Annotated in this window: 16 protein-coding genes; 10 read left to right on the top strand and 6 right to left on the bottom strand. The window is 63.9% G+C overall.

The features are described from left to right. The first annotated feature begins 21 nt into the window (after positions 1–21). Together IEV75_RS06205 and IEV75_RS06200 are read left to right on the top strand one after the other, a co-directional pair. On the top strand, positions 22–189 hold the full coding sequence (locus IEV75_RS06205; RefSeq protein WP_188451679.1) for a hypothetical protein: 168 nt from the start codon (positions 22–24) through the stop codon (positions 187–189). 72 nt (positions 190–261) lie between these two features. Continuing rightward, positions 262–1,299 carry a hypothetical protein gene (locus IEV75_RS06200; protein WP_188451678.1) on the top strand — a complete coding sequence of 346 codons (1,038 nt, stop codon included), beginning with the start codon at positions 262–264 and terminating at the stop codon, positions 1,297–1,299. Here IEV75_RS06200 and IEV75_RS06195 read toward each other — a convergent pair. Then, a complete protein-coding gene (locus IEV75_RS06195; protein ID WP_188451677.1) occupies positions 1,285–2,352 on the bottom strand; it encodes a 5-(carboxyamino)imidazole ribonucleotide synthase in 1,068 nt (355 codons plus the stop codon). The genes IEV75_RS06200 and IEV75_RS06195 overlap by 15 nt on opposite strands. 10 nt (positions 2,353–2,362) lie before the next feature. Next, the gene (gene purE / locus IEV75_RS06190) at positions 2,363–2,866 is read right to left on the bottom strand and encodes a 5-(carboxyamino)imidazole ribonucleotide mutase (protein ID WP_188451676.1); all 504 of its coding nucleotides are present in this window, start codon (positions 2,864–2,866) and stop codon (positions 2,363–2,365) included. Between the two features lie 151 nt (positions 2,867–3,017). Between purE and IEV75_RS06185 the strand changes: the two genes are divergently transcribed. The 6 genes from IEV75_RS06185 (at position 3,018) to IEV75_RS06160 (ending at position 11,595) form a co-directional block, all read left to right on the top strand. Next, positions 3,018–3,749 carry a GGDEF domain-containing protein gene (locus IEV75_RS06185; protein WP_233351776.1) on the top strand — a complete coding sequence of 244 codons (732 nt, stop codon included), beginning with the start codon at positions 3,018–3,020 and terminating at the stop codon, positions 3,747–3,749. A 20-nt stretch (positions 3,750–3,769) separates the two neighbouring features. After that, the gene (locus IEV75_RS06180) at positions 3,770–4,804 is read left to right on the top strand and encodes a restriction endonuclease (protein WP_188451675.1); all 1,035 of its coding nucleotides are present in this window, start codon (positions 3,770–3,772) and stop codon (positions 4,802–4,804) included. Positions 4,805–4,855: 51 nt separating this feature from the next. Then, positions 4,856–5,878 carry a threonine aldolase family protein gene (locus tag IEV75_RS06175; protein ID WP_188451674.1) on the top strand — a complete coding sequence of 341 codons (1,023 nt, stop codon included), beginning with the start codon at positions 4,856–4,858 and terminating at the stop codon, positions 5,876–5,878. Positions 5,879–6,135: 257 nt separating this feature from the next. Beyond that, positions 6,136–6,855 carry an ImuA family protein gene (locus IEV75_RS06170; protein WP_188451673.1) on the top strand — a complete coding sequence of 240 codons (720 nt, stop codon included), beginning with the start codon at positions 6,136–6,138 and terminating at the stop codon, positions 6,853–6,855. Next, entirely contained in the window at positions 6,770–8,329 is a 1,560-nt protein-coding gene (locus tag IEV75_RS06165) for a Y-family DNA polymerase (protein ID WP_233351775.1), read from the top strand. Before IEV75_RS06170 ends, IEV75_RS06165 begins: the two co-directional genes overlap by 86 nt. Beyond that, positions 8,326–11,595, top strand: coding sequence for an error-prone DNA polymerase (locus IEV75_RS06160; protein WP_188451672.1), 3,270 nt, complete (start codon positions 8,326–8,328; stop codon positions 11,593–11,595). Before IEV75_RS06165 ends, IEV75_RS06160 begins: the two co-directional genes overlap by 4 nt. A 7-nt stretch (positions 11,596–11,602) precedes the next feature. Here the strand turns inward: IEV75_RS06160 and IEV75_RS06155 are convergent, their stop codons facing one another. The 3 genes from IEV75_RS06155 to IEV75_RS06145 are packed head-to-tail and all read right to left on the bottom strand — an operon-like array spanning position 11,603 to position 13,685. Next, positions 11,603–12,007, bottom strand: a complete 405-nt coding sequence (locus tag IEV75_RS06155; RefSeq protein ID WP_188451671.1) for a TadE/TadG family type IV pilus assembly protein — start codon at positions 12,005–12,007, stop codon at positions 11,603–11,605. After that, positions 12,007–12,435, bottom strand: coding sequence for a TadE/TadG family type IV pilus assembly protein (locus IEV75_RS06150; protein ID WP_188451670.1), 429 nt, complete (start codon positions 12,433–12,435; stop codon positions 12,007–12,009). The genes IEV75_RS06155 and IEV75_RS06150 overlap by 1 nt, the downstream gene beginning before the upstream one ends. Before the next feature lie 5 nt (positions 12,436–12,440). Next, on the bottom strand, positions 12,441–13,685 hold the full coding sequence (locus IEV75_RS06145; protein WP_188451669.1) for a Tad domain-containing protein: 1,245 nt from the start codon (positions 13,683–13,685) through the stop codon (positions 12,441–12,443). Positions 13,686–13,902: 217 nt separating this feature from the next. Here IEV75_RS06145 and IEV75_RS06140 point away from each other — a divergent pair, with 217 nt between their 5' ends. Then, on the top strand, positions 13,903–14,922 hold the full coding sequence (locus tag IEV75_RS06140) for a Vgb family protein (RefSeq protein ID WP_188451668.1): 1,020 nt from the start codon (positions 13,903–13,905) through the stop codon (positions 14,920–14,922). Further along, positions 14,922–15,464, top strand: a complete 543-nt coding sequence (locus IEV75_RS06135; RefSeq protein ID WP_188451667.1) for a choice-of-anchor V domain-containing protein — start codon at positions 14,922–14,924, stop codon at positions 15,462–15,464. Before IEV75_RS06140 ends, IEV75_RS06135 begins: the two co-directional genes overlap by 1 nt. Positions 15,465–15,468: 4 nt before the next feature. Here IEV75_RS06135 and IEV75_RS06130 read toward each other — a convergent pair whose 3' ends face one another. Continuing rightward, positions 15,469–16,038, bottom strand: a complete 570-nt coding sequence (locus tag IEV75_RS06130; protein WP_188451666.1) for a hypothetical protein — start codon at positions 16,036–16,038, stop codon at positions 15,469–15,471. Positions 16,039–16,050: the final 12 nt, after the last annotated feature.

Genomic DNA, 16,050 nt, shown 5'->3' with positions numbered 1-16,050 from the left:
GCTTGAGACAGGGAGGGGATCATGGCTGACTTTTCTGACGGCAATGGCCGTCCGGGCCGGAACATCAATCTGGGCGCCCTTCTCATCGCTATTGCCATGTTCGGCACCTGCCTGGTGGTCGCCCATGCATCAGGTGTGCTCGGCGACACCTCCTCAGGCCTGTTCATCGCCCAGGGCAGCGAGAGCTAGCGGCTCAAACCGGCTGACATTGCTGCCGATTTAATTTGAACCAGCCGCCACCAGCGGCCATCTCTCATCACTGTGAGCGTTCGTGGACCGGCCCTGACCCGTGCATCGGCACCCGCGTTCAGCCGCTTGCGGCTGGGCGCCTATGTCTGTGCAGGCCTGCTGCATCTCGGCGCGTTCGGCGCGATTGCCGTACTGCCGCCCGAAACCCTCGACCGGTTTATCGATACGGGCACGGGCATTGAGGTCCGCTTCTTCACCATCAGCGCCAGCGATGCGGAAAGCGACCTGCCGCTGAATGCGCCATTGCTGGCTGATCGGGGTGACACCGGCAGCGACACGGCGGGCGCAGATGAAGGTTCGGGTGATGCCGGAACGGGCGAGGATGAAGCCGAAGCTGAGCCTGAGCTCGAAGCCTCGGCTGAAATTGCTCCGGACGATGCCGGGGAGGCCGAGCCCGAAGAGATGGCCGAGCCAGCGCTGCCAGTGTCCGAAACGGGCGCCCGCCCCGCTGAACCGGACAGGCCGGCAATGCCAGCGCCGGAAGACGCTGCGCAAGGCCGCACACCTGCGCCGTCATTCAGCGTAACCGCCGCCGATACGCCGGTAGATACCATCCAGCCTGCCGAGGAAGCCGCCGTCATCATCGAGCGGCGCGTGCCCAGTTTTGCGGGAATTGCCGCGCGCGCCGAGACAGGCCTGCGGCCAGAGGATTTCCAGATCAGCCGCGTTGAGGGCAATGTTGGCGCTGTGATAGCCGAGGTATTCTGCCTGTCATCGGGTGATGCCAACAGGGAGATCGGCGATTGCGGCGATGGCCCCAACGCCGCGCAGGCAGAGCTCGCCATCTATCACATTCGCGCCATCAGCGCCGGACCGCTGGAGTTTGCGGAGAACATGGAACGGCTGGAGTTCGAGCTGGCGCAGCTCGGCGTGAGCCCGTCCACGATGGAGCTCTTGCGCGTGCACTTCCTCAACGCCCAGCGCGAGCAGACGCGCCGCTCGCCGCTGCTGCGCGCCATGGACCGTGACCGCTCCACCCGCACCGATCATCTGGGTATCGGCCCGTCCATCACGCCGCAGCGCGCACGCGATCCGTCAGGGGAGCGGTGAGAGCCGGTTTACATGGCCCATCTTGCGGCCCTCGCGCGCCTCGCCCTTGCCATAAAGGTGCAGGCACACGCCCGGCTCTGCCGACAGTGCCTGCCAGCGCGCCACATCATCGCCGATCAGATTATCCATGCGGGCGGCTGAATGGGGCGCAGGATCACCCAGCGTCCAGCCCGCAACCGCGCGAATGTGCTGTTCGAACTGGCTGACCGCGCACGCATCCATCGTCCAGTGGCCGGTATTGTGGACGCGCGGGGCGATCTCGTTCACCCAGAGCCGGCCGTCTTCCAGCACGAACAGTTCAACGGCCAGCACGCCAGTATAATTCAGTCCTTCAAGGATCGCGGTGGCTATCCGCAAGGCCTCTCCTGCCAGCACATCCGCGCCCGGAGCGGGTGCGATCGAGGTACGCAGAATGCCACCCTCATGCCGGTTTTCGGCCAGCGGAAAGGCTACGATCTGGCCATCTACGCTGCGCGCAGCGACAACCGACACTTCACGGGTAAAGGGCGCAAAGGCTTCCAGAATGCACGGCACACCGCCCAGCGTCTGAAACGCGGCAGCGGCGTCTTCGGCCTTGCGGATGATCTGCTGGCCTTTGCCGTCATAGCCCATGCGGCGTGTTTTCAGGATGGCAGGCGTGCCAAGCACTTCTATCGCCGCCACGGCATCTGCAACGCTGGAAACCGCCCGCCAGGGCGTCGTCTCGATACCGGCATCATTGACGAAGCGCTTTTCCGTCACCCTGTCCTGGCAGACCTCAAGCGCCTTCAGTCCAGGGCGCAAGGGAGCGTGCTCACCGGCCTTGCGGGCGGTTTCCACGGGCACGTTTTCAAACTCGTAGGTGACGGCATCCACACTGGCGGCAAAGCGGACTACGGCATCGAGATCATCATAGGCCGCAACGGTGCAGGCCGCAGAGACGCGCGCGGCAGGGCTGTTGTCCTCCGGCGTGAAGATATGAACGTCAAAGCCCAGCCGGGCCGCGTCCATCGCCAGCATGCGCCCCAGCTGGCCACCGCCGAGAATGCCGATACGCGCGCCGGGCTTCAGCATGACCGTCCGTCTAGTCCTCTACCGTGTCGGGAACGCTATCGCTCTGGCTCGCACGGTAGGCGGCCAGCCGGCCGGCAAGGGCTTCATCAGACAGCGCCATTATCGAGGCAGCGAGCAGCCCGGCATTCTTCGCCCCTGCTTCACCGATAGCCAGCGTGCCAACGGGTACACCGCCGGGCATCTGAACGATGGAGAGAAGGCTGTCGAGGCCCTTGAGAGCCTTGGACTTTACCGGCACGCCGAGCACCGGCAATTCGGTCAGCGAGGCGACCATGCCCGGCAGATGGGCCGCGCCCCCTGCCCCGGCGATGATTATCTTCACGCCGCGCCCCTTGGCTGTCCGGGCGAAATCCACCATCCGGTCCGGCGTGCGGTGAGCCGAGATGACGCGCGCATCATACGCCACACCAAGCGCATCCAGCGCCTCGGTAGCGTGCTGCATGGTCGGCCAGTCCGAGCGCGAGCCCATAATGACCGCTACGGGCGGTGAAGGGTCTGGAAATCGGGTTGCCATACGCAGCCTCCGGCCAGCGGAAAGCGCGCGAGCCTAGCCATAAGCCGCATGGCGTCAAGCGGCAGGTGAACTGCCCGCACGTCCGCTTGAACCTTTATTAACCACGATCACCAAGACTGCGTGCTTGAGTCGATTGGGAAGGATCGGGGACATGCGGGTGCGATCCAGCGGAGCAGCAGGCGGCATGGCGTCTGCGGGGCCTGTCAGCGGGCCTGTGCGCAGCGAGGCTTCCAGTGCGGTTTCCGCGCCCTCTCCGGTGCGGCGTGCCAGCGATACAGCGTCCATCATGGGCGTGCCGGAAGCCGAACTGACCCCGAATGTCCAGCGCGCGCTTCTCACCCTGATGGGCGAGGTAGACCAGCTGCGCAAGGAAACCGACGCGCTGCGCGCCAAGGTGCGCGATCTGGAAAGCCTGGCCGACCGCGACGTGCTGCTGCCTGTACTGAACCGGCGCGCCTTCCTGCGCGAGGTATCGAAAGCCCTGTCACTGGCAGAGCGCCACGATGCCCCTTCAGCGCTGGTCTATTTCGACCTTAATGGCTTCAAGGCGATCAATGACACGCACGGCCACGCCGCCGGTGACGAGGCACTGAAAGTCGTTGCCGATACGCTGGCCTCTCAGTTGCGCGATACCGATGCGGTAGGCCGTCTGGGCGGTGACGAGTTTGGTGTGGTTCTCGTGCTGACGGCGGTCGAAGCGGCAGAGCGCAAGGCCGAGGAGCTGGCCGAGGCCATCGCAGCAGCGCCGATCCATTTTGAAGGACACACCCTCAACCTCAAGGCCGCCTGGGGTGTACAGGCTCTGGAACGCGGCGTTACGCCGGAAACGGCCATGGCCGAAGCCGATGCCGCCATGTATGCGCGCAAGCAGGCTGTGGGCTGACGCTCCCGAGAGGAATAAGTATGACACGCGCTTGGCTTGTCAGGCTTGGAAAATATGGCGAGGGTGAGGCCCGGGCCCTTGCTGAGAATGTGCTTGCAACGGCATGGCAGTTTAGTTCCGACATGTCTGCTGCGGCTGACAGGAAACAGATATTCGACTTTCTAAATGCACAGTACGCGGACCAAAAGACTGGAACGCTTCAAAACTGGGCAGCCCAGCTAAACCAATTAAAAAATGAAGCCAAAGATGGCGATTTGGTCATCGTCCCACTTAAGACGACAAAGGAAATTGCGATTGGCCGGCTGACGGGAGACTATTTCCAAGCTGAAGGCATGTTTCCGGCGCGAAAAGTGCAATGGCTCATCACTGACTTGCCACGTTCTGCCGTGAAGCAGGATCTTCGATTCAGTTTGGGCGCATCGCAAACAGTTTGCGAGATCAGCAGAAACAATGCGTCAGAGCGTTTCGCGACCCTAGCAAAATCCCGGGTTGATCCCGGCCCAACCGCCGGGCAATTAAGTATCGAACTCACCTCTGAAGGTGCCGCTTCAGACGCGACTCTTGCTGTCGACCTCGCAGATTTTGCCCGTCAGCAAATCGAACAACATATCGAAGCAAACTTTGCGGGACACCGCTTCACGGAACTCGTCGCAGCAGTGCTACGGGCGCAGGGATACCAAGCCGAAGTAACTCCCCCTGGCCCTGATCGCGGCGTTGATATCGTCGCTGGCAAAGGTGCGTTAGGCTTTGAAGGGCCTCGTTTGGTTGTTCAAGTAAAGTCGGGGTCAGTTGTTGCCGATCAACCTATGCTTCAAGGTCTGCTTGGATGCATCCAAGACACGCGCGCTGACAATGGATTGTTGGTCGCATGGTCGGGTTTCACGACCCCGGTTGGGCGCCGCGAGAACGAACTTTACTTCCGGGTTCGACTGTGGAACCGCGACGATGTTCTGGACGCAATATTTTCGGTATACGAACAGCTTCCTGAAGAAATTCGCGCGGACCTGCCGCTGAAACGTCTCTGGACATTGGTTCCTGACGAAGATGTCGCCTGACACCGCTTCAAGACGTTGATCGGGCAGTGAACTGATGCCAGCTTCGCGCCCATGAGCTTCCTGTCTGACACCACCGCCCCCGCCCATCCGGCCCTTCTCGAAGCGATGATCCGCATCAATGAGGGCGCGCAGGCCAGCTATGGAAATGACGCCATTTCCGCGCGGGTGAAGGCGCAGCTCAAAGAGATATTCTCAACCGATCTGGAGCTGGTGCTTACCGTCTCCGGCACGGCGTCAAACGCGCTCGCGCTAGCGGTGCTGGCACCCGGTGATACGGCAATCCTCTGCCATGACGAGGCGCATATTCACCGCGATGAGCGCGGCGCGCCGGAGTTCTTCACCGGCGGGGCCAAGCTGGTGCCGCTCCATGGTGATCACGCGCGCCTGACGCCTGAAACCGTGGAAGCGGCTTTGGCCGAATGGCCGTCAGACTTCGTGCACACCACCCCGCCCTCCGTCCTCAGCCTCTCCAACCTCACCGAGTCCGGCACGGCCTATGATGTCGCTACGGTGAAAGCGCTGGCGGGCCTTGCCAAGGCGCGCGGCATGCACGTCCACATGGACGGGGCACGCTTTGCCAATGCACTCAGCTTCCTCAAATGCGATCCGGCAGACATTACATGGCGCGCAGGGGTCGATGTCTTGAGCCTTGGCGCGACCAAGGGCGGGGCGCTGGCGGCCGAGGCCGTGATCCTCTTCCCGTCCGCCATGGACCGCTTTGCGGCCCTGCAGGCGCGCCAGAAGCGCTCCGGGCACATGGTGCCGAAAATGCGCTATGTCGCCGCCCAGTTCGAGGCGTGGCTGGAAAACAGGCGCTGGCTGGAGCTTGCCGCCCACGCCAATGCAATGGCGGCAGAGCTGGCCGCAGGTTTTGCCAGTATTCCCGGCGCGAAACTGCTCCACCCGGTAGAAGGCAATGAGGTCTTCATCGACCTGCCCCAAGAGACCGTCGATGCGCTGAACGCGATCAATGCCGGCTTCTATCCCTGGCCGCATGGCGGCTACCGCTTTGTCACCAGCTGGCAGACGAAGGCAGAAGACGTGGCGCGCGTGGTGAAGGCCGCGCGGGGGTAAGATTTTCAGCTCCCCACCCCTCGTTTTCCCGACGCAAGTCGGGACCCAGAAAGATGCTGGGCACCGGCTTTCGTCGGTGAAACGCGTGAGGTGCACGTTATAGGTCCCACTTTCCCTGTCGTCGTTCCCGCGCAGGCGGGAACCCAGAGCCATTTGCACCGACAGAGCCCTATGAGCTCTGGATCCCCGCCTGCCCGGGATCCAATCCCCCGAATCACCCCTCTTGACTCTTGGCCGTAAGAACAAAATAAGAACATATGGCCCGTGCGATCCTCCATGACCTGCCCCTGAAGCATTTCTCCGCGCGCGTGGAGGGTGAAGCTGCGCGTCTGGAAGAGAGGCTGGGCGCACCCTTGCAGGGCGTGCACGAGATTGCTCCTGCCGCTTTTGCAGACATGGCCGCGGCGCTGGGGCTGGCGGTGGGGTTTGCACAGACACGGCTCCATGGCGGCTGGCTGTGGGTGCGCACGCGCCGCCAGCGCCTTGATCTGGGCCGGATCAGCGCGCGGGGGCTCGCAGCACTTGGCGCAGACCCGGCCCGCGTGATGCTGGTGGAGACCCGCGACCACACAGCGGCTCTTCGCGCGATTGACGAGGCCGCGCGCTCTCGCGCCATCGGGGCTGTCATCGCAGAGGTGGAAAGCGCTGATTTCACCTTCACCCGCCGCCTGACGCTGGCCCATGAGGCGAGCGCCACGCCCGTCATCCTCGTGCGCTCATGGCGCACTGAAGGGTCGACGGCCGCGCATAATCGCTGGCGGGTGGCGGCTGCGCCTTCTGCGCCCAATGCGTTTGACCCACACGCACCGGGATGCCCGCGCTGGCAGGTCACGCTGGAGCGCTCACGCGAGTTTCCGCAAAGGGCTGGGGAGACATTCCTGATGGAGATGGATGATGCGCCGCTTCGTGTGCGTCTGGTTCCCACACTGGCCGATGGAGCGCCTGAAACGCGCCCGCACCACGCCCTGGCCGGCTGAGGACGGCGCGCCCTTCGTGCTGACCGAGACTTGCGTGCATGGCCGCACGCTGGCCGCGGTGAACGATGCTGCGCGCGCGCTGGGGCTGGAGCCGGGGCTTCGCTTTACCGATGCACGCGCCCGCGTACCGGAGCTGGTAGCCGAAGAGATAGACCGGGAAGCGGACGCGCTGGCCCTGAAACGCCTCACGCTCTGGATGACGCGTTTCAGCCCCCTCACCGCCATGGACGGGCCGGACGGGATACGCCTCGACGTGACGGGCTGCGCGCACCTGTTCGGCGGCGAGGACGCCTTTCTGGCCACCATGAAGCGCGCGCTTGAAGCCCTGGGCCTCACCCCTCGCCTCGGCCTCGCCGACAGTGCAGGCGCGGCGTGGGCGCTTTCCCGCTTCGGGAGCAGCGCGGTGCAGATCAGTGGGACGGGAAAGGCGCGCGAAGCGCTGACGCCCTTGCCCATCGCTGCCCTGCGGCTGGAGGCGGGCACGGTACAGGTCTTGCGCCGTTTCGGCCTGACGCGCATCGGCCAGCTCTACGGAATTGAACGCACCGCCCTTGCCCGCCGCTTCCGCAATCGCGAGGCCGCGCAGGACGTGCTGCTACGCCTCGATCAGGCGCTTGGGGTCCGCCCGGAGCCGCTGATCCCCTTGAAAGCGCCTGCGCGCTTCACCGCGCGGATTTCCGGCCCGGAACCGCTATTGAGCCTTGGCGGGATCGAAGATGCGCTCATCAAGCTGCTTACCGAGCTGACGCGCCAGCTGGAAGAGGCGGGCAAGGGCGCGCGGCGCTTCATCCTGACCGGCTATCGCTCTGACGGCACGCGCACCAGCGCCAGCCTTGCCCTTTCCCGTCCGGGGCGGGACGGGCGCGCTATCGCCAGACTGTTCGCGCCGCGCCTTGAAGCGATGGATCCGGGCTTTGGCATCGACCTGATGACGCTATCCGCCCATGGCACCGGCCCGCTCGAAGCCATTGCGTCTGCCCTGCCCGATGGCGCGGCCCTGCCGGGCGCAGACCCGGCCGAGACAGCCGCGCTGGTCGACCGGCTGAATGCAAGGCTGGGCGATGATCTGGTCGCCATCTTCACTGCCCATGAAAGCCATGTGCCCGGCCGCAGCGAGGCGTTGACGCCCTTTCCCGGCGCGCTCAAACCCTGGCCCGTTACGGCCCACCGCACTGGCCCGCGCCCGCTGGTGGTGCTCGACCGGCCGGAGCTGGTGGAGACCATCGCGATCCTGCCCGATGGCCCGCCTGCCCGCTTCACCTGGCGGCGGGTGACGCGCAGCGTGGCGCGCGCGGACGGGCCGGAGCGGATCGGCCCGGAATGGTGGCGGGGCAGCGCGAACGGCGTGCGCGCGCGCGATTATTACCGGGTGGAGGATGAGGACGGGCATCGCTACTGGCTGATGCGCGAGGGGCTTTATGATGACCAGCGCGGCGGCACTCCGCGCTGGTATGTGTGCGGGCTGTTCCCATGAACGCACCTGCCTACGCCGAACTTCAGATCACCACGAACTTCTCCTTCCTGCGCGGGGCAAGCCATGCCGCAGAACTGGTGGAGCAGGCAGAAGCGCTGGGGCTTTCTGCCATTGGCGTAGCGGACCGCAATACGCTGGCCGGTGTGGTGCGCGCCCATATCGCGGCCAAGGAACATGGGCTGAAACTGCTGGTCGGCGCGCGGCTGGATCTGGTGTGCGGCCTCAGCCTTCTCTGCTATCCTGAAACCCGCGCCGCCTATGGCCGCCTCTCCGCCCTCATCTCGCTGGGCAAGATGAAAGCCCCCAAGGGTGAATGCCATCTGACCCTTGCGGATGTGATGGGGGCGGCTGACGGCCAGTGCTTCATCGCCATTCCACCAGAAGAACCCGATGCCGCCTTCGAAGCTGTGCTCTCTCGGCTGGGAGCCAGCTGGCCGGGGCGGGTATGGCTGGCCGCAGCCTGGCGATACCGGGGGCGGGACCGGGAGCGGATTGCGCGTCTGGACGCGCTTGGCAGGCGCACAGGCGTGCCAAGCGTCGCCGTCAATGACGTGCTCTATCACGCACCGGAACGCCGCCCCTTGCAGGACGTGATGAGCTGCATACGCGAGCACTGCACCATTGAGGAGGCAGGCTTTCGCCTTCAGCCCCATGCCGAGCGGCATCTGAAATCCCCCGCCGAGATGGCGCGGCTTTTTGCAGGTTTCGAGGCCGCCCTCGCCCGCACGCAGCACATCGCCGCGCGCTGCACTTTCAGCCTTGATGAGTTGCGCTATGAATACCCGGACGAGCCGGTGCCGCCTGGCTCCACCCCGCAAGGCCATCTCGAACATCTCACCTGGAAAGGGGCGGAGTGGCGCTATCCGCAAGGCGTGCCGGACAAGGTGAAGGCACTGCTGGAGAAGGAGCTCGCCCTCATCGCGGAGCTGAAATACGCGGCCTATTTCCTCACCGTGCATGACATTGTGGCGTGGGCGCGGGCACAAGGCATTTTGTGTCAGGGGCGTGGGTCTGCGGCGAACTCGGCTGTCTGCTACTGCCTTGGCGTCACGAGCGTTGACCCCAATACCAGCAGTCTTCTCTTTGAGCGCTTCCTGTCGAAGGAACGCCGGGAACCGCCCGATATCGATGTCGATTTCGAGCACGAACGGCGCGAGGAGGTGATGCAATATGTCTATGCCCGCTATGGCCGCCACAGGGCGGGCCTCACCGCCACTGTCATCTCCTACCGCCCGCGCTCGGCCGTGCGGGAGGTGTGCAAGGCGCTTGGCCTGACCGAGGATGTGTCGGCTGCCCTTGCCGGCACGGTCTGGGGCTCGTGGGGGCGCTCGATCGAGGACAAGCACATAGAACAGGCCGGACTCGACCCGAAAAACCCGATGATCCGCCGTGCGATCATCCTCACCCGCCAGCTGATCGGCTTTCCGCGCCATCTCTCCCAGCATGTGGGCGGGTTCGTGCTGACAAAGGGGCAACTGACCGAGACCGTCCCCATCGGCAATGCCGCGATGGAGGAGCGCACCTTCATTGAATGGGACAAGGACGATATCGACGCTTTGGGTATCATGAAGGTGGATGTGCTGGCGCTCGGCATGCTGACCTGCATCCGCAAGGCGTTTGACCTGCTGGAACAGCACAAGCAGATCACCCACACGCTGGCCAGCATCCCGCCAGCCGACAAGCCCACCTATGACATGCTGTGCCGGGCCGACAGTCTGGGTGTGTTCCAGGTGGAAAGCCGCGCGCAGATGAACATGCTGCCGCGCTTAAGACCGGAAAAATTCTACGATCTGGTCATACAGGTTGCCATTGTCCGCCCCGGCCCCATCCAGGGCGATATGGTCCATCCATACTTGCGCCGCCGCAAGGGCATTGAGGACGTAACTTTTCCCTCGCCTGCGCCGGAACATGGCCCGGCGGACGAGCTGAAAAGCATCCTGCATCGCACGCTCGGCGTGCCGCTCTTTCAGGAGCAGGCCATGCAGATCGCCATTGATGCGGCCAAATTCACGCCCGACGAGGCCAATGGCTTGCGCCGCGCCATGGCAACTTTCCGGCGCGTGGGCACGATCCGCAATTACGAGGAGAAAATGGTCCACGGCATGGTGGCGCGCGGGTATGAGCTGGAATTTGCCGCGCGCTGCTTTGACCAGATCAAGGGCTTTGGCGAGTACGGCTTTCCCGAAAGCCATGCCGCCTCGTTTGCGCTGCTCGTTTATGTCTCCTCATGGATCAAATGCCACCATCCGGAGGTGTTTGCGGCCGCCCTGCTCAATGCCCAGCCCATGGGCTTCTACGCGCCCGCCCAGATTGTGCGCGACGCCAAGGAGCATGGGGTGGAGGTGCGCCCCGCCGACGTGAACCATTCGGGCTGGGACAATACGCTGGAGCTCGCAAAAGCGGGCGGTCCATGGCCCTTGGCGCTGCGTCTGGGTCTGCGCCAGATCGATGGCCTGAAAGAAGAGGAGATGGCGCGTCTGACGGCCTTGCGGGGCGCTGGCTATGCCAGCCCGGGCGATCTTCGCGCCCGCACCCGCCTGCCGCGCGCCACGCTGGAAAAACTCGCCAGCGCCGATGCCTTCACCTCGCTGGGGCTTTCCCGGCGCGAGGCGCTGTGGGCGATACGCGGCGAGGCGGTCGAGGCCCCGGCGCCGCTGCTGGCGCTGGCGGGCGACGGAGTGGACAGGAGCCGCACAGAGCTGCCGCAAATGCCGCTGTCTGAGCATGTGGTGCAAGATTACCAGACGCTGCGGCTATCGCTGAAAAGCCACCCCATGGCGCTTCTGAGGCCCCTCTGGGACGAAGAGCGCTTCCTCACCACCCATAACGCCTGCGCCACGCCGACCGGCCGCCGGGTGCGTACAGGCGGGCTGGTGCTGGTGCGCCAGAAACCCGGCACCGCCAAGGGCGTGCTTTTCATCACCATCGAGGACGAGACCGGCATCGCCAATCTGATCGTCTGGAAGAAGGTGGCCGAGCTTTTCCGCCCTGTCGTGATGGGCGCGCGCATCCTTGCCGTAACCGGCCGGGTGCAGACGGCTGACAATGTCACCCACATCATCGCGGAAAGGCTGGAGGACCGCTCCGGCGATCTTCTCTACCTGAGCGAGGATGCGCAGCGCGAAATGCTGGACGGTGCCATGGCGCCGGTCGATGAGGTGCGCCGCCCCGTCATGGCGCGGCGCGGCCCGCCAGCCAAAGACCGCTCACACGCACGCCATCCGCGCGATGTGCGCGTCATCCCCAAAAGCCGGGATTTTCATTGACGTCTCGCTACCCCACAGGGCGCGGCGCGTAGGTTTCAACCGGATAGGTCAGCCAGACCGGCTCCATGAGCGGAATGCGCACCGGATAGCGCAAAATGGTGCGCACCTGCATGACCTCGATATCCCCGTAGTTTTCCGTGGCGTAGCTGACATCGAAGTCCATACCGGTAAACGCGCTGGCGATCTCGCGCACGCGGGCCTCATATTCGCTCTCGCTCAAACTGCCATCAATCATCAGGTCCCGCGCCGTGCGCTCCACCGCCCACTGGACCGCCCCGATCGCGTAAAAGCCCTGCCCGAACGCGATGCCGCCCACGAGAAGGACAAGGAAAACCGGCATGAGAATGGCTGACTCCACAGCGCTCGTGCCCGCCCGGTCTGCCAGAAATCTGGAGAATCCGGCCCCCCGCATCAGCGCACCCGTACCTTGTCCGAAACCGAGGAATAGTGAGTCATGAAAAATCCGCTCACAGGGGCTTCGATCGTGATAATCGCATAGGCCACCGGCACACTCTGATCCGGACACAGAAGATTGCATGAGGCTTCCGTCTCACCGCACTCGCAAATGCGCTCGGCGTGCACCACGGCTTCGTCTGGCCTCGAGCCCCAGGCTCCCTCCACAATCGCTTTCGCCCGTTCGGGGTGCGTGCCGCCTGCCATGAAATACTGGGTCCCGGACCGGATCGCGCCGGTCATGTCCGAACGTTGAAACGCAATATGGGCCACATCGATAGCCGAAACGATCAGCACCAGGAACACCGGTGCCAGCAAGGCGAACTCCACCGCCGGAGTGCCGGACCGGTCCCGCAGGAAATCTGAAAGCCGCTTCATCAGGAGCATCACATCTACTCCACCAGCCGGACAAAGCCCGGCGCCTGAACGGACACCATGCCGGAGCGCGAGCAATCGATATTGAGGCTGGAATTACCGCTCATCTCCACCCGGTAGGCGATGATGCGCATACAGCCATCGCTGCCGGAAAAGTTCCCGCGCACATCAACGGTCTGGGACGGGAAGTAGAGAGCGCCCCTGAGCGAGCTTGACGCAGCGCCGTTAAACAGGGCCTCAGTGCCGGCAGCATTGTTCCGGTCTCCCCAGAACAAGACACCTGCATACTCGCCGGTCTGAGGCGCGCTGAGGAAGATGTCGGCGTTGCCGTTCATCCGCACGCCCGCATTGTTTGTCAGATAGATCGTTACATCATCGCCGGTGACGCGCGCTCCGCCGTTCAGCCGGAATGTGCCGCCATCGACGATGTACACGCCGGGTTCAAGATGGACATCGCCGTTGAAGCTCATGCCGTTGCAATACCGGCCCGGACTGATGGTGCGGCTCGCGCTTCCCCCGCCGGATGGCAAATTGCGGCATCCCCCTGCAACCGGGGCGACAAGCCCGGCCATCGGATCGAGCGCGGGCGGCATGTTCAGGCGCGGCTCCACGCACTCGGTCAGGGTGAGCTGACTGGTGATGTTCATGCCACCGACCGCGTTGGCACACGATGTGGTGATCTGCCCTGAACCCGTAATGGCCACTGCCTGCGCGTTTATCGAATTGGACATGAGGTCGCAGCCAGTCAGTGTGACATCAGTCGAACCCGAGAACAGAAGCGACTGGTCGCCCGCCGGATCCAGAGCAAGGATGCAGGCCGGGCCAGGCTCATCGAAACGGGCAACGGCGCGCACCCTGAAGCTGATGTCCTCGTCAAGAAACAGCCGCGAAAAATGGCGTGGATGGGTCTGCTGGATGATCACCTCAACAGACCGTAAATTGCGGTTAGGACCGCTGAGCGGCGGATTGTTCACCTCCAGATTACCCAGTTCGGGACGGTAGCCGTGACGCTCGGCTTCAGCGAGCGCAGTTGCTCTGATGACCTCAAGCGGCTGTCCGCTGCGGGCCTCGACCGCACCGGCGAATGCCGACACGTCGGCGCTCATTTGCGTAAGACGTTGCTGATAGTACCAATAGCCGCTTTCTGCGCCGATACCGGCCCCGGCGATCATCACTGGCGCGCATATGGCAGCAATGACCGCAACATGTCCCCGGCGGTCACCAAGATATCCCCTGACCTGCTTTGTGATATTCGCGATCATCGCTTCCGTCCGCGCAATCTACACGTCAGGATGATGGCCACACCTTAAGCACCCATAAAAAAGTTCGGTAAATCAGATATTTACCAAGCCCCCTTCTTCGATCGAAGTCGCGGGCGCAGCTGCCCCTCACAAAGGTGTGAGACGAAAAATCCTGCAGGAACCGGGCGCTGCGGTTAACGTTCTCCCCCAAGGAAATACGAATAAGGGAGGAGCTCACATGACACGCCTCATGCGATCACCGGTTCTGGCACTGGGCTTGAGCGCTGTACTGGCCCTGTCGGCCAGCCCGGCCGTTCTGGCGCAGGAAACCCACGGTGCGACGGTCGATATCCACGAATGGGCGGTGCCCTACGAGGAAAGCCGCCCGCGTGACCCCTACGTCGCCCCGGATGGCACGATCTGGTTTGTCGGCCAGCGCTCGCATTATGTCGCGACGCTTGATCCGGAAACCGGCGAGTTCACCCGCACCGATCTGGTGGACGGTGCCGGCCCGCACACCGTGATCGCCGACGAGGAGGGCGCCTGGTATGCTGGCAACCGGGTTGGCCATATCGGTTTTGTCGATCCGGACACCCGCGAGATAGAGATTATCGAGATACCCGGCGACGGCCCGCGTGACGTTCACACCATGGACTTCGATTCTGAGGGCAATCTCTGGTTCACGCTGCAAGGCGCCAACCAGCTTGGCTTCATGGACCGCGAGACGCGCGAGATCACCCTGTGGGATGTAGAGCGCTCCGGCTCGCGCCCTTATGGCATCATGGTCGACGACAATGACCAGCCCTGGGCGGTGCTATTTGGCACCAACCGTCTCGCCACGGTGGTTGATGGCGAATTGCGAGAGATCGACCTGCCGCGCGAGACTACGCGCCCCCGCCGCATGGCGCTGCCGGGTGACGGCACGGTCTGGTATGTCGACTACGCCGACGGCTATATCGGCCGCTACGACATGGAGAGCGAGGAGATCACCGAGTGGCGTACGCCTTCGGCCGAAAACTCCCGCCCCTATGCCATGACCAGCGACGATAGCGGCATGCTGTGGTTCGTGGAGACGGGACCGCAGCCGAATGTGTTCGTGGGCTTTGACCCGGAAAGCGAAACCTTCACCGCACCTGTAGACGTGCCCTCCGGCGGCGGCACGGTGCGCCACATGGTCTTTGATCCCGAAACCCGCTTCATCTGGTTCGGTGCCGACACCAACACGATCGGCCGGGCTGGCGTACAGGACGCACCGTAATGATGCGCCGTCTCTGGCTGGCAGGGGCGATTGCCTCTGCCAGCCTCGCCCTGCCCTCGCCCGCCAGCGCCTTCCCCGAAGGCGCACTGCTGGGCCATACGGGCGGGTTTGGCGAGGAGAGCTGCGCCGCCTGCCATTTCGGCGGCGCGCAGGGCGAAGAGTCCGGCGTGCGTCTGGAGGGCCTGGACGCCTACGCGCCGGGCGAGCGCTACCGCTTCTTCATGCGGGTCATCGATCCGGATGCCGATGTGGCCGGTTTCCAGTTGTCCGCACGTTTCGAAGATGGCCGCAATGCGGGCACGCTTTCGGTGATCACGCAGGCGGGCCAGACCGGTGAACTTGATGACATCATTTACGCCAGCCATTCCGCCCCGCAGCCCCTGGAGGGCGGCGAGGCGGTCTGGCAGCTGGAATGGGTTGCACCGGACGGCGCAGCACAGCCGGTCATCATCCACGCCGCCAGCGTCAGCGGAGCTGATGACCAGTCACCCATAGGGGACAATGTGCTGACGCTCGAGCTTCGGATCGAACCGGCAGAGTGAGACGCTAGCGCCCCGGCATCTGCATGCGCTGGTAGCCCTCAGGCACGCTAAACAGGCTGGCATCCTGTGACGCGCGCGAAAAATCCGTGGCCTCGAAGGCCGTTCCGCGATCGGGAATGTCCACACGCAGCACGATATTGTCATCCGTCATGCAGCCATGCGCCTCGCCGCCGGGAATATCTTCGTCCTCGATGCGGTAGACGGTGCAGGTTTCGCCCGCCACGGTGTCGGTTCCGATCACATCGCCAAAGCGCTCATCGGCCAGAGGTAGCGACACCTCGTCGCCCATCGGCATTTCAAGCGCCATGCGCGTGCCCTGCATGTCGACCAGAATGGTGCTCATGCGCTCGGCCACGTTGATCAGGACAATCGCGCTTTGCCCCTGAAACTCGCCTTCCATGCGGAAATCGCCGCCGCGATGGCGCATTTCCATTTCCTGCTCGTGGCCACTTGAGTGGTCATGGATACGCACTGTCATCTCGTAATCGCTCTGCGGCAGGCGCATCTCCTGCGCGAACGCCAGCGACGAGACAGACATCAGCGCAGCAGCGCTGGCGGCAATCAGGATTTTCATCAGAATTATTCC

The sequence above is a fragment of the Glycocaulis albus genome (genome assembly GCF_014639075.1).
GTDB classification, from domain to species: Bacteria; Pseudomonadota; Alphaproteobacteria; order Caulobacterales; family Maricaulaceae; genus Glycocaulis; species Glycocaulis albus.
The sequence above is the reverse complement of the archived record's forward strand: the minus strand, read 5'-3'. Positions and strand labels throughout refer to the sequence as shown.

Bases quoted from the DNA above. Each gene is read 5' to 3' on its own strand.
- IEV75_RS06205 (WP_188451679.1), top strand. From the start codon at position 22: ATGGCTGACTTTTCTGACGGCAATGGCCGTCCGGGCCGGAACATCAAT.
- IEV75_RS06195 (WP_188451677.1), bottom strand. From the start codon at position 2,352: ATGCTGAAGCCCGGCGCGCGTATCGGCATTCTCGGCGGTGGCCAGCTG.
- purE (WP_188451676.1), bottom strand. From the start codon at position 2,866: ATGGCAACCCGATTTCCAGACCCTTCACCGCCCGTAGCGGTCATTATG.
- IEV75_RS06185 (WP_233351776.1), top strand. From the start codon at position 3,018: ATGCGGGTGCGATCCAGCGGAGCAGCAGGCGGCATGGCGTCTGCGGGG.
- IEV75_RS06180 (WP_188451675.1), top strand. From the start codon at position 3,770: ATGACACGCGCTTGGCTTGTCAGGCTTGGAAAATATGGCGAGGGTGAG.
- IEV75_RS06175 (WP_188451674.1), top strand. From the start codon at position 4,856: ATGAGCTTCCTGTCTGACACCACCGCCCCCGCCCATCCGGCCCTTCTC.
- IEV75_RS06170 (WP_188451673.1), top strand. From the start codon at position 6,136: ATGGCCCGTGCGATCCTCCATGACCTGCCCCTGAAGCATTTCTCCGCG.
- IEV75_RS06165 (WP_233351775.1), top strand. From the start codon at position 6,770: ATGATGCGCCGCTTCGTGTGCGTCTGGTTCCCACACTGGCCGATGGAG.
- IEV75_RS06160 (WP_188451672.1), top strand. From the start codon at position 8,326: ATGAACGCACCTGCCTACGCCGAACTTCAGATCACCACGAACTTCTCC.
- IEV75_RS06155 (WP_188451671.1), bottom strand. From the start codon at position 12,007: ATGCGGGGGGCCGGATTCTCCAGATTTCTGGCAGACCGGGCGGGCACG.
- IEV75_RS06150 (WP_188451670.1), bottom strand. From the start codon at position 12,435: ATGCTCCTGATGAAGCGGCTTTCAGATTTCCTGCGGGACCGGTCCGGC.
- IEV75_RS06145 (WP_188451669.1), bottom strand. From the start codon at position 13,685: ATGATCGCGAATATCACAAAGCAGGTCAGGGGATATCTTGGTGACCGC.
- IEV75_RS06140 (WP_188451668.1), top strand. From the start codon at position 13,903: ATGACACGCCTCATGCGATCACCGGTTCTGGCACTGGGCTTGAGCGCT.
- IEV75_RS06135 (WP_188451667.1), top strand. From the start codon at position 14,922: ATGATGCGCCGTCTCTGGCTGGCAGGGGCGATTGCCTCTGCCAGCCTC.
- IEV75_RS06130 (WP_188451666.1), bottom strand. From the start codon at position 16,038: ATGAAAATCCTGATTGCCGCCAGCGCTGCTGCGCTGATGTCTGTCTCG.